Source organism: Paracoccus nototheniae, from assembly GCF_004335005.1.
GTDB classification, from domain to species: domain Bacteria; phylum Pseudomonadota; class Alphaproteobacteria; order Rhodobacterales; family Rhodobacteraceae; genus Paracoccus; species Paracoccus nototheniae.
Window position 1 is genome coordinate 1 of record NZ_RQRT01000045.1, and the last position, 21,253, is coordinate 21,253.

The window sequence follows — 21,253 nt, forward strand, 5'->3', positions numbered from 1 at the left end:
AACGCCCGGCAGGCGAGTGCGATGCTGACCCCTCGATGCTTTACGGCCTTGGCGGCCATCTCGCGACACTGAGATGGCCCCGTCACTTTTTTCCAAGGGCCTGCTCAAGTTCTCTCGGACCGATGGCATTCACCTTCGCAGTTCAACAGATCAGCCTGCATGCTCAGATCGGCAAACATGCGCTTCAGCCGGCGGTTCTCATCCTCCAAGCTCTTCATCTGGCTGATCATGGACGCATCCATGCCGCCAAACCTCGCCCGCCACTTATAGAAGGATGCCGTGCTCATGCCGTGCTCCCGGCAAAGCTCGGCAACCGGCACGCCACCTTCAGCCTGACGCAGGATCGCAAGGATCTGGGGTTCGTTAAATCTCGTCATCTTCATCAGATTCCCCTCAGGTATCTTGCTGAGAAAATTCTACGTCCGCATCCCCTTAGTTTTGGGGAGGATTACCAGATCAGCATCCCCGCCTCCCGTCCCGAAACTCGCTCAGGATGGGTCTTGCCACGAAGAACGCGGTCCGGCGGGGGGGCTATGTGATCATCCGGGATGGGACAGTTGCACAATCTGAAGCCGGGATGAGTCTGCCGAGGCTTCACATGCAGCCCTCTATACTGTCCGTGGTGATCTGGGCGCATTCACCGCCATCCCTATGAGCAACCATGATCTGAATAGAACACGATCATGGCCAAGTCCTGACGCCGTGATAGACTATCTGCCTCTGCTAGCCGCGCGGGTCGTGAAACCCACTGTCTGGGGTCACGACACCCGCCTGCCCGGCGAGAGGGCTGAATGACGGGATGGGCGAGACCTCGTGGCCCCTTGCCGCCAGCGCAGCGATGATGCCAGCCCGCGTATGGCCTTCGATCTTCAGGCTGTCTCGCTGATCCGAGAATGTGCGGCCAAGCAGAAAGCGCGGGGCCGACAGGGCCGTGACCGGGTCCAGCCCGAAATCGACCAACAGCGTCAGAAGCATCGAAAGCGTCTGCGGCTGACCGTCCGCACCCTGCGTCCCATAGACGAATGCGGGCCTTCCGTCGCGCAAGGCGATGCCGGGATTGAGCGTGTAGAACGGCAGCTTTCCGGGCGCAAAGGCGTTCGGGTGGCGGGGATCCGGACTGAAGGCGGCGCCCCGGTTCTGCCAGATGATCCCCGTATCGCCCGCGACAACGCCGCTGCCCCAGTCGAAATAGGTGCTTTGCAGAACGCTTGCGGCGTTGCCTCGCTCGTCCATCGCACCCAGAAAAACCGTGTCGCCATGCTGCCAGGCATGGGGCCATGCAAGCGCCCGATCTGGTGAAATGCGGGCAGCCAGCCGATTCAGATGATCGTCACCCAAAAGCCGGGCCGTGGGCACCGACGCACTGGCCGGATCGGCGATGACGCCACGATCGAGGAAGGCCTGCTTGACCGCTTCGACGCAGAGGTGAAAGTGGTCGACGCCCCCGGGTTCAAGCATTGACAGATCAAAACGGGACAGAATGCCCATGATCTGCAGCGTGGTCAGCCCTTGCGTCGGTGGAGGCGGGGCCAGCAGGCTGAGGCCGCGGTAGCGCAGCGACAGCGGCACGTCCTCGCGCGTTCGGGTTTGCGCCAGATCCGCGGCGGAGATGACGGCCCCGGCATCGCGCAGGGCCTCGACGATCCTGCGGGCCAGGCCACCCGAATAGAACTCGCCCGGTCCGTTCTGGGCGATCAGATGCAGGCTGCGCGCCAGATCCGACTGGCGCAACAGATGCCCGGCAGGCAGGGCGCGGCCGTCCTGCACAAACAACCCCTCGAACCCGGGCCAATGCGCGATGTCGTCCGCGCGAAACCTGGCCCAGAATTCCTGCGAGGGGGTCACGGCGAACCCGTCCCGCGCCACAGCAATGGCGGGTGCCAGCAAATCCTCCCACCGGGCCCGTCCGGCCAGACGCTCAGCCGAATAGGCCAGCGCATGGCGCCAGCCATCGACAACCGCCGCCGTGGTCAGGATCGATCCCGGCCCCCTGAGCGGGAAGGGACCCTTGGGCAGATCCCGGTCGACGGCCTGACCGATCGCCAGAAACGCCCGCTGGTCGCCCTGGCGGTCGGCGACCATCCAGACCGCATCGCCTCCCAGACCGCAGAAATGCGGGTTGACCACGGTCAGCATGGCGCCCGCCGCGATCAGTGCCTCGGGGGCGGTGCCGCCTGCGCGCAGCACGGCCATCCCGGCTTTGGTCGCAAGGGGGTGGGGGGTGGTGACCGCGCCGTTCATGAAGGTTTTTCGTCAAGCGAGGCAAGGATGATGCGCACGACCTCGTCCCGTCTTGCGGTCAGGAAATCGGGCGCGCCAAGGTCGCGGCCCATGACGACGCCCATCGTGTGCCTGTTCGACACGTGGATCGTGCAAAGCCCGAGAATCGACAGATACAAAAGCTGCGGCTCGCACCGCCGGGCGAATTCTCCGGCGGCGATCCCCCGGTTCAGAACCCCACCGATTGCATCGAACAGCGCGGCGGCACGGGCATTCACCTGTTCCAGTGTGCGGGCATGCTGGCCGTCCGCCATGTTCTCGACCCGCATCAGCCCCTGAAACTCGGGATTGGTCACCATGTAGTCAAAGGTGAAACGCACCAGCGCCGAGATCGCCTCGCGCGCGGGCAGCGCCCAGAAGGTCGCGTCGGCCTCGGCCTGACGCAGTCGGTCGTAGCTGCGATCTATGCAGGCGCGATAGAGGCCCAGCTTGCTGCCGAAGTAGTGATAGATCATGCGCACGTTGCAGCCCGCGGACCCGACGATCCGCGAGATGCTGGCCCCTTGGAATCCGTGCAGGACGAATTCGGTCGTGCCCGCCTCGATCAGGCGTCCTGCGACGCCACCGGGCGAATCGTTGGGGACGGTGTCAGCCGAGATTTGCATCAAGTTTCATCCCTGAATTGCGCGAAACCCGGGCAGTTCGACCATTCGTTAAGCGATGACTGCGGTTGGCAGGACATTGCGGGCCTTTCATCAAATTTCGGACTTCTCAGGTGGTAAGTAATCGTTCACTTACATTCTGACCAACACAGGCCGGCAAGGCAAGATCAAAGTGAAACCAAAGACCTGTCACCCCGACATGGCCCAACAGAGCGGACGAACATGAGAAAGACATTTCTACCTCTTCTTGCGACAGCGGCGATGACGGCCCCGGCCTCCGGTGTCCTTGCGCAGGAACCGACAAGCGCACGCGTTGCGGTGGCGATCACTGAGACGATCTCGGGGTATAATCCCTACAGCGATCCGGTCGTGCTTTTGTCCAGCGTCTGGTGCCAGATCTATGGCTGTATCACCCGCTATGATTTCGACAAGGGTGAGTTCGTGCCGTTTCTGGCGCAATCGGTCGAGTCGATCGACGAACTGACATGGGAGATCAAGCTGCCCGAAGGGCTGACCCGCCATAACGGCGACCCGGTCCTTGCCGAAGATATCGTGCATTCCATCGACTATCTGGGCAGCAATCCGGGATCGGGCAAATCCTATCTGGTCGCAGGCTGGGAAACGGTCGAGGCGGTCGACGACCTGACGGTGCGCATCACCACGGCCACGCCGGACGCGACGCTGCGCGACAATCTGGCCGGTGTGGCCGTGACGTCCAAGGCGCTGTTCGACGAGATGGGCGATGCGATGTTCACCGATGCTCCCTATGGCGCCGGTCCCTACAAGCTGTCCGAGGTCAGCATCGGCCAGCATATCGTCATCGAACGCAATGACGGCCACCCGATGCTGTCGCCCGAAAACCCCGCGCAGATCATGTATCGCATCATGGCCGAGCCGGAACAGCGCGTCACCGCGCTGGCCAACAACGAGGTCCAGATTGCGCAGGGCGTGCCGCCGCAGTTGATGCAGCGGGTCGAGGATATGCCCCATGCCCGCATCGCCTCGACCAATTCCGTCGAAATGATGTTTCTTGCCATGTCGCCGGGCACGCCCCCCTGGGACCGGATCGAGGCGCGGCAGGCCGTGGCTCATGCCATCAACCGCGAGGCGATCGTGCGGGCGATCCTGCAAGGGCAGGCGAACCTGCTGGATGGTCCGGTCAGCGAAGGTCAGATCGGCTATGATCCTGATTTCGCCAGTCCCTTCGACTATGACCCCGAAAAGGCCCGCGCGCTGCTGCAATCGGCGGGTCTGGAAGGTGTCGAGGTGACGCTGTCCACTCCGGTCGGCCGCTATACCGCCGACCGCCAGATCACCGAGGCGATGGTTCCCATGCTGGAGGCCGCAGGCTTTTCCGTCACGCTGGATACACCCGAATGGGCGACTTTGTGGGCCAATGTGCAGCAGGGCGACGTCCCGTTCTATTACATGGGACGCGGCTCGATGATCGACCCGTCGCGGGCACTGCACCAGTATTTCGCGACCGGCGGCTCTCCCCGCATCGGCTTTTCGGATTCCGGGCTGGATGAATTGCTGGCGGTCGAGCGGGCCGAGTTCGATCTGGCAGAACGGAACGCCAAGATGCAGGCCGCCATCGCGCATCTGGTCGAACAGGCCCCCGCCGCTTTCATGTGGCAGCACCAGATGGCCTGGGGCGTGTCGAACGAGATCACGTTTACCCCCCGCCCGGCCGATCAGGTCAATGGCTGGGAGATCTTTGTGAACTGATTTGCCCCTTCGGGCCGCTCCGGCGGCCCGGACCGGAACAGGAGACATCTGATGCATCTTTACCTGTCCAAGCGCCTGCTGGGCGCGATCCCGGTTCTTGTCGTCGTGGCGGGGATTGTCTTTACCCTGATGCAGTTCGCCCCTGGCGATGCGGTCAGCATGCTGATTTCGGACGAGGCATCGGATGCGGACAAGGCCCGCATCCGCGAGGCATGGGGGCTGGATCGCCCGCCGGTCATCCAGTTTCTCAGCTTTCTGGGAAATGCCCTGCAGGGGGATTTCGGCATGTCCTTTCGTTATCGCGAGCCGGTGATGGACATCGTTCTGGAACGCCTGCCCGCGACAATCGAGCTGGCTCTGGCCGCCACACTCGTCGCGGTTCTTGTCGGCATTCCGCTTGGTGTTCTGGCGGGCGCGCGGCCCGGATCGGTCTGGGACAGCATCGCCTCGACCTTCAGCTTCGCGGGCATCTCGATGCCGAATTTCTGGATGGGCATCCTGCTGATCCTGCTGTTTGCCGGGCACTGGCACCTGCTGCCGTCGGGCGGGCGAGAGCCTTGGGGGATGGGTCTGGACCGGATTACCGGCTTTCTGCTGGTCGATGCGCTGCTGCAGGGGCGGGGCGATGCCTTCGTCGCAGCACTGCAGCATCTGGCACTGCCGGCCATCGTTCTGGGAACCAACATGATGGGCATCATCACCCAGTTGACCCGCGCCTCGGTGCAAGAGGCCCTGCACGAGGATTTCGTGATGACCGCCCGGGCCAAGGGCCTCAGCGGCAGCCGCGTACTGTGGCGGCACGCATTTCGCAACGCACTGATCGGGGTCGTGACCATCATCGGGCTTGAATTCGGCGCGCTGCTGTCGGGCGCGATGATCGTCGAGACGGTGTTCGCCTGGCCCGGCATCGGCAGCCTGCTGATCCAGGGGATTTCGTCGCGCGACTATCCCCTGATCATCGGTCTGGTGCTGGTCTATACCGGCATCTTCATCCTCGTGAACCTGCTGATCGACGTCCTCTACACCTTTATCGACCCCCGCATCAGGATCACCTGAGATGAGCATGACCCTAACCCCTGCCGCGCCCCGCTGGCGCAGGTTCCGGCGCGACCATCGCCATCTGACCGGCTTCAAGGCGGGCTTTGGTGCCGCGACCATCGCGATCCTGCTGGTGATGGGACTGTTCAGCCCATGGCTGGCGCCGCATTCCCCTCATCATCAGGATCTGATGGTCGCGATGCTGCCGCCCGACTGGACGGGGCCGCATGTGTTGGGCACCGATCATGTCGGGCGCGATATCCTCAGCCGGATCATCTATGGCTCGCGCGTGTCGCTGATCATCGCGGGGGCCGTGGCGGTCTTTGCCAGCCTGACGGGGGTCTTGCTGGGCGTCATCTCGGGCTATTTCGGCGGCCGCATCGACGCCGCGATCCAGAAGCTGGTCGAGATCTTCTGGTCCTTCCCGCCGCTGATGCTGGCCATCGCCATCGTGGCCTTTATCGGTCAGGGCCTTGGCATCGTGATCATCGCGCTGACCGCGCAACGCTGGATCCCCTATTGCCGCGTCACGCGGGCCGAGACGATGGCCCTGCGCGAACGCGAATTCATCCTGTCGGCGCGCACGCTTGGTGCCTCGGACAGCTTTATCATCCGCCACCACATTTTGCCCAATGTGATGCTGTCGATCATCGTGATGACCAGCTTTGCCATGGCCAATGCGATCATCGCGGAATCCTCGCTCAGCTTTCTGGGGCTGGGCGTGCCGCCTGCGATCCCGACCTGGGGCGGCATGCTGTCGGATGCGCGGTCCTATATCTCGACCGCGTGGTGGATGGCGCTGTTTCCCGGCCTTGCGATCTTCGTGACCGTGCTGGGCATGAATCTGCTGGGTGACGCGCTGCGCAACCAGTTCGACCCGAAACTGAAATCCCACTGAAGGAGAAGACATGATCACCCGCACCAATCCCGCCCCGATGGACGGCGCCAAACGCTCGCTGGTCTGCAAGACCGGCAACTGGACCCATTTCACCGGGCTGCAACCGCGCAATCTGGACGGTGACATCAAGGAACAGGCCCGTGATGTGGTCGCGCAGCTGGAACAGCTGTTGTCCGAGGCGGGGCTTGTGCAGTCCGACCTGTTCACGGTGACGATCTGGCTCAAGGACATGCGCTATTTCTCGGCGCTGAATTCGGTCTGGAACGGATGGGTCGATGCGGCCAACCCTCCCGCCCGCACCTGCGTATCGGGCGAGCTGTATCGCCCCGATCTGCTGCTGGAGATCGTGGCCGTCGCCTATCGCGAGGCCGCCGCATGAGCATCCAGAAAACTGGCCGCATCGACAGCTGGGGCCCCAAGATCTTTCTGGGATCGGCCGCCGGTGACATCGCCTCGGTCTGCCTGACTGCGCCTGACAAGGCCGAAGGCTTCGCGGGCCAGACATGGGGCATTCTGGGCGTGATCGACGATCTGTTGGGTCAGATGGGCAGCGACCGCGCCCGGTTGATCAGCGCGCAGGTCTGGCTGGCCGATATCGCGGACTGGCCCGCCTTCGTGCCGATCTGGAACGAATGGGTCGGCGATGCCCCTGCGCCGGGCCTGTCGGTGGTGCAGATGGCCGCCTCGCGCCGCGATTCTCTGCTGGAAATCCGTGTCTGGGCCGCGCGCCCCGACGCTGCCTGAACGGAAAGGGCCGCCCATGAGCCTGCTGAGCATCCATAACCTCGACGTGGCCTTTGGGGCCGACCGCACCCCTGTCGTGCGCGATGTGTCACTGACGCTGGAACGCGGCGAAATCCTGGCGCTGGTGGGGGAATCCGGCTCGGGCAAGTCGGTGACGGTCAAGGCGGTCATGCGGTTGATCGACCATCAGGGCGGTCATATCACTGGCGGGCGCATCCTGCTGAACGCGCCCCGCCAGCCGCCGCTGGATCTTGCCCGCCTGTCCGAGCGGCGCCTGCGCCGCATCCGGGGCGCGCGGATTGCGATGATCTTTCAGGATCCGATGACCTCGCTCAATCCGGTGATGACGGTGGGTGCGCAGCTGATCGAGGCGATCCGCCAGCATCGCCCCCATGACGAAGGCACCGCCAAGGCGCGCGCAGTGGCGATGCTGGACAAGGTCCGCATGTCCGACCCCTTGCGCCGGTTCGACCAGTTCCCGCACGAGCTGTCGGGAGGCATGCGGCAGCGGGTCATGATCGCCATGGCACTGGTGTGCGAGCCCGACATCCTGATCGCGGACGAGCCGACAACCGCGCTGGACGTGACCGTTCAGGCAGAGATCCTGCAGCTGATCCGCAGTCTGCAACAGCAGACCGGTATGGGCGTGCTGTTCATCACCCATGACATGGGGGTGGTGGCCGAGATCGCCGACCGGGTCGCGGTCATGCTGCAGGGCCGCATCGTCGAGCAGGGCTGCGTGACGCAGGTGTTTGACGCGCCCGCACATGATTACACCCGCAAGCTGCTGGATGCCGCGCCCCGGTTCCGTCAGCCCGATGCCGCCCGGCCCCCGGCGCCGCCGTCACGCAAGGTGCCGGTCCTGTCGGTCAGCCATCTGACCACGCGCTTTGCCGTCCGCTCGGGGCTGTGGCGGCGTCACACCGCGAACCTGCACGCGGTCGAGGATGTCAGCTTCGATCTGCATCCGGGCGAGACGGTCGCGGTGATCGGGGAAAGCGGCTGTGGAAAATCCTCGCTTGCCAAGTCGCTGCTGCGGCTGGTGCCGACCGCTGACGGCAGGGCGATGCTGGCAGGCAAGGATATTCTGGCGCTGAGCGGGCAGGCCCTGCGCACCGCACGCGACGACATCCAGATGGTGTTTCAGGACCCTTATGCCGCGCTGGACCCGCGCATGTCCGTGCGCCAGATCCTGACCGAGCCGTTACGGATCAGGGGCCTGCACCGAACGGACCGCGCTGGTGATACGGCACTGGCCGCCATGATCGCGCGGGTCGGTTTGCCCGAGGGCAGCCTTGATCGCTATCCGCATCAGTTCTCGGGCGGGCAGCGCCAGCGAATCTGCATCGCCCGCGCGCTGGTTGTGCGTCCCAGGGTGTTGATCGCGGACGAACCCGTCTCGGCGCTGGATGTTGCCGTGCAGGAACAGATCCTGACCCTGCTGGAACAGTTGAAGCACGACGAGGATCTGGCCCTGCTGTTCATCTCGCATGACATGGCGGTGGTCGAACGGATCGCCGATCGCATTCTGGTCATGTATCGCGGCGTCATTGTCGAGCAGGGGCCGGTGCGCGAGGTTCTGATGCGCCCGGCCCACCCCTATACCAAAAGGTTGCTCGACGCGGTTCCCGTCGCCCATCCGGGACAGCGGTTCCGCCGCACGATGCCCGCCATGTCGACGAGCGCACCCATCTATCCTGTCGGCACGGTGTTGCCGTTGGTGGCTTGGGATCAGGTCTCTTCGGGGCACCAGCTGCGAAGAGACGCCTGAAGGATGTCAGAGACGCATTCTGCGTCCGTGTGGGGATGGCCCCGGAAAGGCTGCCCATTCCATGCTATCTGATCAATGGTGTAAAAGCACCCTGAGCCATCGCAGGCGACGTCATTGGGCTTTGAAGACAATGGAGTCAGGCGAAAGGATACTCGTGTTTGCCGCTACATCATGGTCCTCCACTCCCGTAGATTCACGCTGAAAATTCTGGGTGCTGAGGGGATGGGCGCCTTGGTTGGATTGTTTATCTTCCGCGCTGCTGTGCCAACTGCTTGCTCTCTGATCTGCTGCCAGTTTCGTGGAGACGAAGATAAGATCGTGACCAGGGAACTGGAAAGCGGACATGACGAGACGGAAGTTCGGCCCTGAGTTCACCGCAGAAGCTGTCAGGCTGGTAACCGATCGGCGTGTGGCGGTGTCACAGGCCGCACGCAACCTCGACCTGCCCGAGGGCGTGGCTTGCGCCGCTGGATGAGGGAACTGACCGTCACCCCGGCTGCTGCCTTTCCCGGGAACGGGCAGATGCGTGCCGATCGGGCCGAGATCGCAGCCCTGAAGACAGACTGAGCGCAGTTGCGCCACCGGTTCGGGCGACTGCGACAGCCCGCAATACCAGAACAGCAGCCAGCGATTGTCATACGCGGCCGACGGCCAGCCCGAACCCACCGTGCCGACGAAATCAAAGATGCCGATCACCACCGGCATTCCCGCCGCCGTCACTGCGGCCATCCCGTAATCGCCGCAGAGCGCGATGAAATGCGTCTGCACCAGCCCCTGCGACAGGGGCAGCCGCAGCCGCAGCCGCAGCCGCAGCAGGGGGCCGGTCATCGGGTGATCCCGCCGGTTTCGGGCTGATCCGTGCCCGATGGATCGGCGTTGGACAGGGTGTCGGACATGGCGCGGGCGCGGTCCAGCATGGTCACAAAGACCGGCCCGTCGGCGCCGACGGCCGCGACAAAGGCGTCCTGCGTGACGGCCCAGCCCTTTTTCGCGCGGCGATGCAGGGCGGTGCCCGCATCCGTCAGGCACAGGATCTGTTCGCGCCACCGGCCCACCTCGCTGCGGACCAGATCGCGCCGTTTCAGCACGGCCAGCGCGCGGTAAAGGGCCGTCCGTTTGATCGACAGCCGGGCGGACAGGCCCATCGTCGGCATCCCGCCCGCCTGCGCAAATTGGCAAGCATCGCATATGGCCTGATGTTCAGACCGTAAGGCGCAAGGGTCCGGTCATACAACCGGCCCGTCGCGCGGGATGCGATCTTGAGATTTGTGCCGGTGCACAGGATGCGGTTGGTCTGTGGTGTCGCGGTCATGTCCGGCTTCGTCGCAAAGCGCGTTCCTGATGTCTCTGCATCCCCATGGGCGTGATTCATGGACATCTTTGCGGGGATGTTATTCATCGCTTGCCGGTTCCAGCGCCGCCAGCAGCCAGCGTTGCGTTCCATTCAGGATTTCGTCCGACAGGGCGGTGTCGTCGATGGCGCGGGACAGGATCATGGCGCCGACGGCTGCGGACCAGCCGGCGATTGCGGCATCGCGGGCGTCAGGCCGGTCCAGCGCGTCTGTCATCCGGGCGATCTGCGCGCGGATGCCCTCTGCCATCGCCGCGCGGGCCCCGGGGGTCTGGCGGCGGGCATCAGAGGCAAAAGCCGCGACCGGGCAGCCCGTCGCCGGGGCATCGCGGTGCGCGGGCGACAGATAGGCGCCCAGAACGGCCCCAATGCCGGGCGTCGTCTGATCCTGCGCTGACAGCGCATGGGCCATGGTCTGGGCGATCAGGTCATCCTTGGAGGCGAAATGACCATAAAAGCCGCCATGGGTCAGCCCGGCGGCCTTCATGATCTGGGCCACGGACACGGCCTCGAACCCCTTGTCGCGAAACAGGCATGCGGCTTGGTCCAGGATACGGCTGCGGTTCTGGGTCATCTGGTCACGAGAGACTTTCATGGGCCGATCACATCCTTTCGGGGGCTTGACTTAATTATGACGGCCATCATATTTAATTAGCAATGATGATGGTCATCATGAATATATCCCCTGATCCGCCGGAGAGCAATCATGTCCACGAAAACCCTGATCACCGGTGCCTCGACCGGCATTGGCGCCGTCTATGCAGACCGGTTCGCCCGTCGCGGGCAGGATCTGGTGCTTGTCGCCCGCGATGTCGCGCGGATGGAGGCGCTGGCCCAACGCCTGCGCGCCGCAACCGGCGTGGCGATCGAGATCCTGCCCGCCGATCTGACCCATGACGCGGACATCGAGCGCGTGGCGGCACGGCTGCGCGAGGATGTCTCCATCGGCACGCTGGTGAACAATGCGGGCGCGGGGCTGGGCGGCAGTTTTGCCGATCACGCCGCCGCCGCCATCGCCCGGCTGATCACGCTGAACACGACAAGCCTTGCGCTGCTGGCCCATGCTGCCGCCAGCCGTTTCGCGACGCAACAGCGCGGCGCGATCGTCAACATCGCCTCGGTCGTGGGGCTGATGCCGGAATTTGCCAATTCGGTTTATGGCGCGACCAAGGCCTTCGCGATCTTTCTGTCACAGGGTCTGGCGTTCGAGCTGGGCCCCAAGGGCGTCTATGTGCAGGCGGTGCTGCCCGCCGCCACCCGGACCGAGCTGTGGGAACGTGCGGGCGCCGATCTGGCCACGCTGCCGCCGATGATGGAGGCCGGGGATCTGGTCGATGCGGCCATGGCGGGTTTTGACGCGCGCGAGGCGATCACCATCCCGGCGCTGCCCGATGCCGGGCTGTGGGACGCCTATCAGGCCGCGCGTCTCGCGATGCTGCCGGGATTTTCCAACACCCAGGCCGCCGCCCGCTATCGCCGCTGATGCCGCAGAAGGAGTGACCCGATGAAAGCCTTTGTGCTTGACGCCTATGCCAAGGGGGCGGCGCTGCGCCTGACGGATCGGCCCGATCCGCAGGCCGGGCCCCGCGACGTGCTGGTCCGCATCCATGCGGCGGGCCTGAACCAGCTGGACGGCAAGATCCGCGACGGCGCGTTCAGGCCGCTTCTGCCCTATAAGCCGCCTTTGGTTCTGGGCCATGATCTGGCCGGGGTGGTCGAGGCCGTGGGCTCTGCCGTCACCCGGTTCGCGGTGGGCGACAGGGTCTATGGCCGGCCCCGCGACGGGCGCATCGGCACGCTGGCCGAACGCATCGCGGTCGATCAGGACGATCTGGCGCCCATGCCCCGGGGTCTGAGCATGACCGAGGCCGCATCCCTGCCGCTGGTCGGGCTGACCGCCTGGCAGGCGCTTGTCGGGCTGGCCGATCTGCAGCCGGGGCAAAAGGTCATGATCCATGCCGGATCGGGCGGGTTCGGCAGCATCGCGATCCAGTTGGCCAAAGCTTTGGGCGCGACGGTCGCCACCACGACCGGCCCCGCCAACAGTGCGATGGTCCGGGATCTGGGCGCCGACATCGTCATCGATTATCGTACCGAGCGGTTCGAGGATCGCCTGTCGGGCTATGATCTGGTGATCTGCGGGCAGGACGGCGATGCGCTGGCCCGCTCGGTGCAGGTGCTGCGGCCGGGCGGGCGGCTGATCTCGATCTCGGGGCCGCCGACGGTCGCATTCGCGCGGCGCCAGGGGCTGAACTGGGTGATGCAGCAGGTGATGCGCGTCCTCAGCCTCGGCATCCGGCGCAAGGCGAGGGCGCGCGGCATCCACTATGATTTTCTGTTCATGCGCGCCGATGGCGACCAGTTGGCGCGCCTGACCGCGCTGGTCGGGACGGGGGCGATCCGACCCGTGATCGACCGCGTCCTGCCCTTTGCGCAGACGAACGAGGCCTTGGCCTATCTGGATACCGGACGCGCGCGGGGAAAGGTCGTCGTGACCCTGCAACCCGATCCGTGACCCCGTCCCGGGGCGATCCCACGCAACAGGCCCCTTTGGCACGACCGGCCTGACGCTGTCCTGTCCGGCGCCGGGTGGGACGGCTCTGGCATCGTTCAGCGCCCTGCCGCAGACCTGTCGGTCCTGCCGTGGATGACGACGGGCGGCATGAAAGGGCCGCCTGTCACGATCCGCCTGCGTGGTTCTGCGATCGCCCCCATCGCGACGCGTGACTGGCGGCGACGCAAGGGGTGTCGGGGTTCAGGATGCCGATGCGGGGCAGCTGTCCCGTCAGCGCCGCCATGTGCGCAACCCGACTTGGCTTTTCACGATGGAATGCCATATGCTTGGGGCTTGGCGCCGCAGGCGTCGGACTGCGGATCCTGAAAGACGGGAAAGGGCGTGGCCTTGATGGACGTTCAATCGGTGCGGATACCCGTCGCGGTACCGCTGGTGGCCGAGGTCTCGGCCATGGCGGCGCGGGTGGCCGATATCCTGCGCGACCGGATCGTGCGCGGCCAGCTGGCACCGGGGGCGCGCATCGTCGAACGGCAATTGTCGGCCGAACTGGCCGTGTCGCGCACACCCGTCCGTGAGGCCCTGAAGCTGTTGGAGGCCGATGGCCTTGTTGAGATTTCGCGCAATCGCGGCGCGCAGGTGACGACCTATTCCCCCGATGAGGCGCGCGATCTGTTCGACGTGATCTCGGTTCTGGAAGGGCTGGCGGCGCAGCGCCTTGCCGAAGGCATCTCTCCGCTTCTGATGGCGCGGTTCGAGGGGCTGCATGCAGAAATGCTCAGCCATTACCGCGCATCCTCGCTGGACGCCTATTTCGACGTCAATACGGCGATTCACGACCTCGTCGTCGCGCAATGCGGCAATCCCCGGCTGGCCCAGAACCATCGAAGGCTGGTGTCGCGGGCCCGTCGCGGCAGGTTTCTGGCCATTCTGGACCCCGAACGATGGGCGCAATCGATCCGCGAACACGAGGCGCTGATGACCGCCCTGCGCGACCGGGACGGCCCGGCGGCCTTTGCCGCATGGCGCATCCATCTGGCCCATACCGGCGCATCCGTCGCGGCGGTCCTGACTGCCGCCACCCCCGACTAGACCGGCTTGCGCCGGTGGTGGCGTGACGTATCGGGCGGCGGGTGCGGTCCCGCCGGATGACGGGCTGCGATTCTGGCCGCGCGGCGGTCGATGTTCCGGCCCGCATGACGGCCGTTTTCCGAACGAACCTGTCTGAATTTCCGAATATGGAATGCAATTTCCGATGTCACTTTGCCGATGCTTTCAGCACAGCGGGGCAGGGGTGTTTCAATTCAGGGCAATGGCATTCAATCGCGGTCAGGACGCTTGCCCGATCCTGCGTTCGGTGGCACGCCGGACCTGACTCGTCAAATGGAATGCCATCCGGACGCCCTCAGATCCTGCGATCGACGCGTCCTGCAGCCAGCCGCAAGGAGACCCGACCGATGACCAGCATGAACCGTCGTACATTGCTGAAAGGCACCGCCGCCGCGACGTTCGGTGTCCTTGCCGCACCCGCCATCCTGCGTGCGCAGACCACTGAACTGGTGGTCGGCTGCGCGGGCAGCCATTCCGCCTGGATGGAGCAGATCGTCTTGCCGCACATGAAACAGGCGATCGGCGCCGATATCCTGTTCGAGGGCACGAAATCCTCGGTCAATCTGGAAAAGATGGCCTCGAACCGCGACCGGCCCTATCTGTCCGTGGTGCAGATGGACGATCCGGTGATGATTCAGGCCGTGGACGAAGGGCTGCTGACCCCCATGGATCCCGGCACCGTCCCGAACATGACCGACCTGCGCGATGGTGCGGTTCATATGGACGGCATGTGGGCCAATTACGTCCAACCCTGGGCGGGCATCGCCTATAACTCTGGCATGCGCGACGGCGTGGCGTCCTGGGCCGACCTCTGGTCCCCCGAGGCGCAGGGGCGGCTGATCATCCCGTCGCTGCAGAACACCGAAGGCATGTGGACGCTGTTCGCGGCGGCGATGCTGGGCAGCGGCAAGCCCTTTGCCGAGGCTCAATATGAAATCGAGGCGGCCTTTGCCAAGCTGGAAGAGCTGAAGCCGAACGTCCTCAGCACCTATTCCGTCATGAGCCAGGCCTTCAACCTGCTGGAACAGGGCGAGATTTCGATGCTGGCCGGGCAGTTCTCGTCCTATACCCTGCCGCGCAAGGCCGAGGGCGTGCCGGTCGATCTGGCCGCCCCCGCCGAGGGGATCTTTGCCCAGCCCTCGGGGATCTGTCTGGTGAAGGGCGGCCCGAACCCCGAACTGGCCGCCGCCTATGCCAACGAGATGCTGGGCCCCGACCTGCAGTTGCAGATCGCCAGTTTTTCCGCCTCGTTGCCCGCCAATACCAAGGTCGATGCCGTCGGTCTGGCGCCTGCAGGCGTGCCGATCCTGTCGCCGGACTGGGCGTTCGTCGCCGCCAACCGGCAAAGCTGGATCGAGCGGTTCGACAGGCTGATGGCCGCGTGATGCAGATGCAGCCCCTTCCGGCACCGAAGGCAGGCGAGACATGGCCCGCCGACGCCCGCTATCTCGAGGTGTCGATGGTGCGGAAATCCTTTCACGGCGTGACCGTCATGGAGGGGATGAATTTCCGCATGGCGCGGGGCGAACTGGTATCGCTGCTGGGGCCGTCGGGCTGTGGCAAGACGACCCTGCTGCGGGTGATCGCGGGGCTGATGTCGCCCGACAGCGGCGACGTGGTTCTGGGCGGGCGCAACATCACGCAAATCCCCGCCCATCGCCGCAACATCTCGGTCGTGTTTCAGAACTATGCCCTGTTTCCGCATCTGAATGTCGCGGAAAACGTGGCCTTTGGTCTGAAGGCGCGCGGCGATACGGCGGACCTGCAGGGCCGCGTGGCCGAGGCGCTGGATCTGGTGCGGATGCAGGCATTCGCCGACAAATCCGTGACGGGACTGTCGGGCGGACAGCAGCAGCGGGTCGCCGTGGCCCGCGCGCTGGTGGTCCGGCCCGATCTGTTGCTGCTGGACGAGCCGTTTTCGGCCCTGGACCGCAAGCTGCGCGAAACCATGCAGGTCGAGCTGAAATCCCTGCTGCGCGACCGCGGCATCACGGCGATCTTTGTCACCCATGATCAGGAAGAGGCTTTGGGCGTCTCGGACCGCATCGCGGTGATGAATGCGGGGCGGATCGAACAGTTCGCCGATCCCTCGACGCTCTATGCGCGCCCCGAAACGCCCTTTGTGATGGATTTTGTGGGTCTGTCGCTGCGCCTGCGGGGCCGGGTGGTGGATCAGCGTGGCGGCACCTGCGTGATCGACACGGCCGAGGGTCGGATCACCGCGCGGGCCGATCTGGGGGTTGGTGCCATGGCCGTGGTCGGGGTCCGCCCGGAACTGGTCCGCGCCGGCGCCGTGGGCGATGCGGCGCCCGACCGCAACCTGATCACCCCGGTGCTGGAAGATGCGATGGTGCTGGGGTCCAAGACCATCCTGCACGCCCGCGCGACCGAGGGTGACCGGGTGATCTGCGAATTGTCGGGCATCCGGCAAGGGTTTTCCCGCGGCGACAGGGTGACGCTGGACTGGGCCGTGGCAGACACCCTGGCCTATGAGGTCGCTCCATGACGGCGGTGCAGGGCATGACCGCAGCGGCGCCGAGTCGCGCGACTTTCGACAGGATCGCGCTGCTGGCGGCGCCGGGCCTGTCCTTTCTGGCGCTGTTCTATGCGCTGCCGCTGGCCTTGCTGCTGTTTCAAAGCCTGCGGATGGCCGATGGGGGTTTCGGCATCGCGAACTATGTCGCGTTCTTTTCCGAGCCGTTCAACATCGGCGTCCTGATGCGCACCCTGCGCGTGGCCCTGCTGACGACGCTGCTGGCGCTGGTCATCGCCTATCCGACGGCGATTGCGATGAACCGCGCCAAGGGTGTCTGGCTGACGGTCTTTCTGGTCGCGATGGTGCTACCCATGTCGCTTGGCGTGATCGTCAAGGCTTTTGCCTGGTCGATCCTGTTCCGGGCCAATGGGGCGCTGAACCAGATCCTTCAGGCGGTCGGGCTGACCGACGCGCCGCTGCGGATGCTGTTTACCGAAACGGCGCTGGTGATCGGGGCGGCGAATGTCTTTCTGCCCTTCATGGTCCTGCCGATCTATGCGGTGCTGCAACAGCAAAAGGCTTATCTGGCGGATGCCGCCGCAAGCCTTGGGGCAGGGCCATTCTTTCGCTTTTTCCACGTCGCCCTGCCGCTGACCCTTCCGGGCATTGTGGCGGGCGCCGCCTTCGTCTTTTCGCTGTCGGTGTCGATGTATGTCATCCCCAGCCTGATCGTGGGCGAGACGCAGCAGAACATGCCGATGCTGATCGCCCGCAGCTTTCTGTATCTGCGCAACGAACAGCTGGGATCGACCATCTCGGCCATTCTGCTGATCATCGCCATCTCGGTCGTGCTGGGTTCGACCTGGCTGGCAGGACGTTTGGGGGCACGGGAATGACCCGGACCGACCGCATCTTTCAGACCCTGTCCTGGGTCATCGGGATCGCCGCCGTGGTGTTTCTTATGCTGCCCATCGTGATCACCGTCATCGTGGCCTTTTCGGCATCCCCCGTCTATTCGCTGCCGCCGCCGTCGCTGTCGCTGCGCTGGTTTGCCAATCTGCAGACCAAGGCCGGGCTGGTCGATGCGGTGCTGCTGTCGCTGAACCTTGCGGTCGTCTCGACCGTGGTCAGCCTTGTCCTTGGGACGGCGGCGGCGATTGCGGTGGCGCGGGGCCGGTTCGTGGGGCGCAGGGCGGTGGCGACCTTTGTCGTCTCGCCCCTGATGATGCCCGGTCTGGTGCTGGGCGTGGCGATGCTGCAGTTCTTTCGTGACATCGGGCTGCGCGATGCCTATGTCAGCCTGCTTCTGGCTCATGTGGTCATCACGCTGCCCTTTGTGATGCGCACCCTGCTGGCCGCCATGGGCAGCTTTGATTTTTCGATTATCGACGCGGCGCGGACGTTGGGGATGAGCTATCCCAAGGCCATCGCAAAGGTGCTGATCCCCAATCTGGCCCCGGCCTATCTGACCGGCGGGCTGTTCGCGTTTCTGGCCTCGATGGACAACTATCCGGTGTCGATCTTTCTGACCGATGCGCGCAATAAGACCCTGCCCATCAAGATGCTGCAGTTTCTTGAGGAACAGCCGGACCCGTCACTGGCGGCGATGTCCACCGGGCTGATCCTGCTGGCGGTCACCGTTCTGGCCGTGGGCGCGCGGACGGTGGGTCTGAACCGGATGATCCAGGGATGAGCGGGGCCGCCGTCACGACGCCCGCAGCCGCCATTGCCGAGGCAGTGAATGCGGGACGCAGCAGCGCGCGCGATGTGGCCCGGGCTGCGCTGAACCGTGTCGCGCATGGCAATCGCGCCGTGAACGCCTTTGCCCATCTGGACGCGGACCTGACGCTGGCCGAGGCTGACGGGGTCGATGCCCGCCTTGCCGCGGGCGCGCGTCTGCCGCTGGCCGGTGTACCCGTCGTCATCAAGGATAACATCTGGGTGGCCGGGCGTCCGGTGACGCAGGGCTCGCGCCTGTTCGCCGGTTTCAGACCCCCGCAGGACGCCGAGGCGGTTGCCCGGCTGCGGGCGGCGGGGGCCGTCGTTCTGGGGATCGGCACCTGTTCGGAATTTGCCTGCAAGGGTGTCACCAACACGCCCCTGCACGGCATCACCCGCAACCCCTGCGATCCGGCCCTGACGCCGGGGGGATCGTCAGGCGGTCCGGCGGCGGCGATCGCTGCGGGCTTTGCGCCGCTGGCCCTTGGCACCGATTCCGGAGGCTCGGGCCGCCGCCCCGCCGCCCATACCGGAACGGTCGGGCTGAAGCCGACGCAGGATGCGATCCCCTATGGTCCCGGCTATGCGGAACCCTGCTGGAACATCTCGGTTCTGGCGCCGATGGCGGGATGCGTGGCCGATGTGGCGCTGATGTATCAGGTGCTGAGCGGCGCGCCCCCCGTGCCCGTGCCCGACCGGCCCCTGCGCATCGCGCTTGCGCCCAGCATGGGCCTGTCGGTCCCGATGGATGACGCCGCGCATGATGCCGTCGCGGCGGCGGCCCGGATCCTGCGCAGTGACGGCCACCACGTCGTCGAGGCCTCGCCCGGCTGGCCCGCGGGCTTTGATCAGTCTGCGCCGATGGCGCTGCAATGGGCGGGGCTGGCCGCGCTTTACGGGGAACGCTGGCAGGCCGATCCCGGCCTCTTCGACCCCGATCTTGGCGTGCAGATCGAAAAGGGCCTGACCCTGTCGGGGGTGGACGTTGCCCGGGCGCTGGATGCGGCCGCGCTGATCCGCACCTGTCTGCGCGGCTTTGTCGCCGGGTATGACCTGATCCTTGGGGCCACCACGCCCTGTCCCGCATGGCCGGTCGGGCAGCTGGGACCGGACCGGATCGGTGGCGCCCCGGCGGGGCCGCGCGATCATGCGGCCTTTACCGCGCAGTACAATCATGCGGGGCTGCCCGCCCTGTCGCTGCCCTGCGGTCGGACGGCTGCGGGTCTGCCGATGGGGATCCAGCTGGGCGCGGGTCCGGGCTGCGACGCTCTGCTGCTGGCAGCGGCCGCCCGGTTCGAGCGGCGCTTTGCCGAAGCAGGCCCGACGCCCCTTCGACAGACCTCAAGCAAGTAGGATTTCATGCGCATTCTTTTGGTCAATCCCAACATGTCCACCGACATGACCGACCGCATGGCGGATATCGCCCGCCGGATCGCCGGGCCGGATGTGGACATCGTGCCCCTGACCGCCCGATCCGGTTTCCCCTATATCGCCAGCCGCGCCGAGGCGCAGATCGCCGGTGGCATCGCCTTTGACATGATCGCGGAAAATCTGGCCGGGGCCGATGCGGTCGTCATGGCGGCCTTTGGCGATCCCGGCCTGCGGGGCGCGCGCGAGCTGTTCGATCTGCCCGTCATCGGCATGGCCGAGGCCGCGATGCTGAGTGCGGCGATGCTGGGCGAACGCTTTGCGATCGTGACATTCTCGCCGGTCATGCGTCGGTGGTATCTGGATTGCGTCCACGATAGCGGCTTGATGGGTCGGTGCTGCGGTGTCCGCACCCCCAAGGCCCATCCCGCAGACATGGCCAGCATGCGCGAAACCCTGCGGGCCGATCTGGTGGCGCTGGCCCGGCAGGCGATCGACGAGGATGGGGCCGAGGTCATCATTCTGGGCGGTGCCCCGCTGGCCGGTCTGGCACCCGAAATATCCGACATGGTCCCGGCCATCGTGATCGATCCCATCGCGGCGGCGGTGTCTCAGGCCATCGCGATGGTGCGCATCACGACGCCATCCGGCTTTCTCGACCGGCAATACCGACCCCTGCCCAAGCAGGCGACCGGGCTGGCACCGGCGCTGACCGATATTCTGGCAGGCCAGATGCGGCAGTGATCCGCGGGTGGGGTTCCGACTGTCCCGAACCCTGATCCGAAGCCCCCCGTTTGCGCGCGCGGCCTGATCGTCGGGCCGGGTGACAGGGCGCCCCATTCGCTGGAGCGCCTCTGGCACCGGAAACGGCCGCCGAAAAGCGGCCCTGTCACCCGCCGATCAGCTGGGACACGACACGCAACGATGCCGCCATGTGTTCGCGCATCCGCAGGTGGGCAAGATCGCCATCCTTTGCCAGAACGGCCTCCAGCAGCGCGCGGTGTTCGGCCTGAGAGGATGTCACACGCTCGGCGCGGACGCGGAACTGGGCACCGCGCAAAGGCATCGTGCGGCGGTGCAGATCGTCCAGCAGCCTCGACAGCATCGCATTATGGGCGCCGCGCCGCAGGATGTCGTGGAACTGGGCGTTCACCTCCTCATAGTCCACACCGGGCGCTTCGCCTTTGACCACGACGTCCCTCAAGGCCTGACATTCGGCATCGGTCATGCGCAAGGCGGCAAGGCGCGCGACCAAAGCCTCCATTTCTCCCAAGGCTTCGAAAAGGTCTTCCAGCTCTTCCTGATCCATCCGCCGGACGACGAAAGCCCGACGAGAGCCGCGTTCGGCCAGTCCTGCGGTGGACAATCGCTGCAACGCCTCGCGAACCGGGGTGCGCGACAGGCCGAACTCTTCTGCGGTGGCCTGTTCCCCAAGGGAATCGCCGGGGCGCAGATCGCCGTCCACGATCCGCTTCAGCAGCGCTTCATAGATTTCATCTGCTGTCCGTTTCAACATTTGCATCCTCTTCCGCCCAGTTTTTCACCGATCGCGGCGATCTGTATACATTTCGGGGCAAATGCTTTGCGACATGTATACAATTCTGCTCATCATAAACCCAGCACGGATCAGGCGCCAAGCCACCATCGTCCTAGAAA

Annotated in this window: 21 protein-coding genes and 1 pseudogene; 15 read left to right on the forward strand and 7 right to left on the reverse strand. The window is 65.2% G+C overall.

Going from position 1 to position 21,253, the window contains the following annotated elements; all coding sequences use genetic code 11:
- The 3 genes and pseudogenes from EG885_RS15050 to EG885_RS15060 all read right to left on the reverse strand — a co-directional run.
- Positions 1-383, reverse strand: a pseudogene (locus EG885_RS15050) (transposase); the annotation flags it as partial.
- 340 nt (positions 384-723) lie between these two features.
- Positions 724-2,241 (reverse strand): gamma-glutamyltransferase family protein, encoded by a 1,518-nt coding sequence (locus EG885_RS15055; protein ID WP_131576052.1) that lies wholly within the window; start codon positions 2,239-2,241, stop codon positions 724-726.
- Positions 2,238-2,885 (reverse strand): TetR family transcriptional regulator, encoded by a 648-nt coding sequence (locus EG885_RS15060; protein ID WP_131576054.1) that lies wholly within the window; start codon positions 2,883-2,885, stop codon positions 2,238-2,240. Before EG885_RS15060 ends, EG885_RS15055 begins: the two co-directional genes overlap by 4 nt.
- A 315-nt stretch (positions 2,886-3,200) precedes the next feature.
- Here EG885_RS15060 and EG885_RS15065 point away from each other — a divergent pair, with 315 nt between their 5' ends.
- The 6 genes from EG885_RS15065 to EG885_RS15090 are packed head-to-tail and all read left to right on the forward strand — an operon-like array spanning position 3,201 to position 9,061.
- Positions 3,201-4,610: an ABC transporter substrate-binding protein gene (locus EG885_RS15065; RefSeq protein ID WP_242679681.1), complete on the forward strand. Its 1,410-nt coding sequence runs from the start codon at positions 3,201-3,203 to the stop codon at positions 4,608-4,610.
- A 51-nt stretch (positions 4,611-4,661) separates the two neighbouring features.
- On the forward strand, positions 4,662-5,666 hold the full coding sequence (locus EG885_RS15070; RefSeq protein WP_131576056.1) for an ABC transporter permease: 1,005 nt from the start codon (positions 4,662-4,664) through the stop codon (positions 5,664-5,666).
- 1 nt (position 5,667) lies between these two features.
- Complete coding sequence (locus EG885_RS15075; protein ID WP_242679682.1) at positions 5,668-6,546, forward strand: ABC transporter permease; 879 nt, start codon at positions 5,668-5,670, stop codon at positions 6,544-6,546.
- 10 nt (positions 6,547-6,556) lie between these two features.
- Positions 6,557-6,925: a Rid family hydrolase gene (locus EG885_RS15080; protein WP_131576058.1), complete on the forward strand. Its 369-nt coding sequence runs from the start codon at positions 6,557-6,559 to the stop codon at positions 6,923-6,925.
- Complete coding sequence (locus EG885_RS15085) at positions 6,922-7,290, forward strand: Rid family hydrolase (RefSeq protein WP_131576060.1); 369 nt, start codon at positions 6,922-6,924, stop codon at positions 7,288-7,290. Before EG885_RS15080 ends, EG885_RS15085 begins: the two co-directional genes overlap by 4 nt.
- Positions 7,291-7,306: 16 nt before the next feature.
- On the forward strand, positions 7,307-9,061 hold the full coding sequence (locus EG885_RS15090) for an ABC transporter ATP-binding protein (RefSeq protein WP_131576062.1): 1,755 nt from the start codon (positions 7,307-7,309) through the stop codon (positions 9,059-9,061).
- A gap of 111 nt (positions 9,062-9,172) precedes the next feature.
- Here the strand turns inward: EG885_RS15090 and EG885_RS23095 are convergent, their stop codons facing one another.
- The 3 genes from EG885_RS23095 to EG885_RS15105 form a co-directional block, all read right to left on the reverse strand.
- Positions 9,173-9,889: a hypothetical protein gene (locus EG885_RS23095; protein WP_207392295.1), complete on the reverse strand. Its 717-nt coding sequence runs from the start codon at positions 9,887-9,889 to the stop codon at positions 9,173-9,175.
- Complete coding sequence (locus EG885_RS15100) at positions 9,886-10,215, reverse strand: hypothetical protein (protein ID WP_131576064.1); 330 nt, start codon at positions 10,213-10,215, stop codon at positions 9,886-9,888. Before EG885_RS15100 ends, EG885_RS23095 begins: the two co-directional genes overlap by 4 nt.
- A gap of 237 nt (positions 10,216-10,452) precedes the next feature.
- Entirely contained in the window at positions 10,453-11,007 is a 555-nt protein-coding gene (locus EG885_RS15105; RefSeq protein WP_131576067.1) for a TetR/AcrR family transcriptional regulator, read from the reverse strand.
- Positions 11,008-11,118: 111 nt separating this feature from the next.
- Here EG885_RS15105 and EG885_RS15110 point away from each other — a divergent pair, with 111 nt between their 5' ends.
- From EG885_RS15110 to EG885_RS15150, 9 genes are all read left to right on the forward strand, one after another.
- Positions 11,119-11,895, forward strand: coding sequence for an SDR family NAD(P)-dependent oxidoreductase (locus tag EG885_RS15110; protein WP_131576069.1), 777 nt, complete (start codon positions 11,119-11,121; stop codon positions 11,893-11,895).
- Positions 11,896-11,916: 21 nt separating this feature from the next.
- The gene (locus EG885_RS15115; RefSeq protein ID WP_131576071.1) at positions 11,917-12,927 is read left to right on the forward strand and encodes an NADP-dependent oxidoreductase; all 1,011 of its coding nucleotides are present in this window, start codon (positions 11,917-11,919) and stop codon (positions 12,925-12,927) included.
- A gap of 390 nt (positions 12,928-13,317) precedes the next feature.
- A complete protein-coding gene (locus EG885_RS15120) occupies positions 13,318-14,016 on the forward strand; it encodes a GntR family transcriptional regulator (RefSeq protein ID WP_131576073.1) in 699 nt (232 codons plus the stop codon).
- A gap of 365 nt (positions 14,017-14,381) precedes the next feature.
- Positions 14,382-15,419 (forward strand): extracellular solute-binding protein, encoded by a 1,038-nt coding sequence (locus tag EG885_RS15125; protein WP_242679683.1) that lies wholly within the window; start codon positions 14,382-14,384, stop codon positions 15,417-15,419.
- Complete coding sequence (locus tag EG885_RS15130; RefSeq protein WP_242679684.1) at positions 15,419-16,540, forward strand: ABC transporter ATP-binding protein; 1,122 nt, start codon at positions 15,419-15,421, stop codon at positions 16,538-16,540. Before EG885_RS15125 ends, EG885_RS15130 begins: the two co-directional genes overlap by 1 nt.
- A complete protein-coding gene (locus EG885_RS15135; RefSeq protein ID WP_242679685.1) occupies positions 16,537-17,406 on the forward strand; it encodes an ABC transporter permease in 870 nt (289 codons plus the stop codon). Before EG885_RS15130 ends, EG885_RS15135 begins: the two co-directional genes overlap by 4 nt.
- On the forward strand, positions 17,403-18,203 hold the full coding sequence (locus EG885_RS15140) for an ABC transporter permease (RefSeq protein WP_131576077.1): 801 nt from the start codon (positions 17,403-17,405) through the stop codon (positions 18,201-18,203). Before EG885_RS15135 ends, EG885_RS15140 begins: the two co-directional genes overlap by 4 nt.
- Positions 18,200-19,582 carry an amidase gene (locus EG885_RS15145; RefSeq protein ID WP_131576079.1) on the forward strand — a complete coding sequence of 461 codons (1,383 nt, stop codon included), beginning with the start codon at positions 18,200-18,202 and terminating at the stop codon, positions 19,580-19,582. Before EG885_RS15140 ends, EG885_RS15145 begins: the two co-directional genes overlap by 4 nt.
- A 6-nt stretch (positions 19,583-19,588) precedes the next feature.
- Positions 19,589-20,341: an aspartate/glutamate racemase family protein gene (locus EG885_RS15150; RefSeq protein WP_131576081.1), complete on the forward strand. Its 753-nt coding sequence runs from the start codon at positions 19,589-19,591 to the stop codon at positions 20,339-20,341.
- 145 nt (positions 20,342-20,486) lie between these two features.
- Here the strand turns inward: EG885_RS15150 and EG885_RS15155 are convergent, their stop codons facing one another.
- Entirely contained in the window at positions 20,487-21,110 is a 624-nt protein-coding gene (locus EG885_RS15155) for a GntR family transcriptional regulator (protein ID WP_165571158.1), read from the reverse strand.
- Positions 21,111-21,253: the final 143 nt, after the last annotated feature.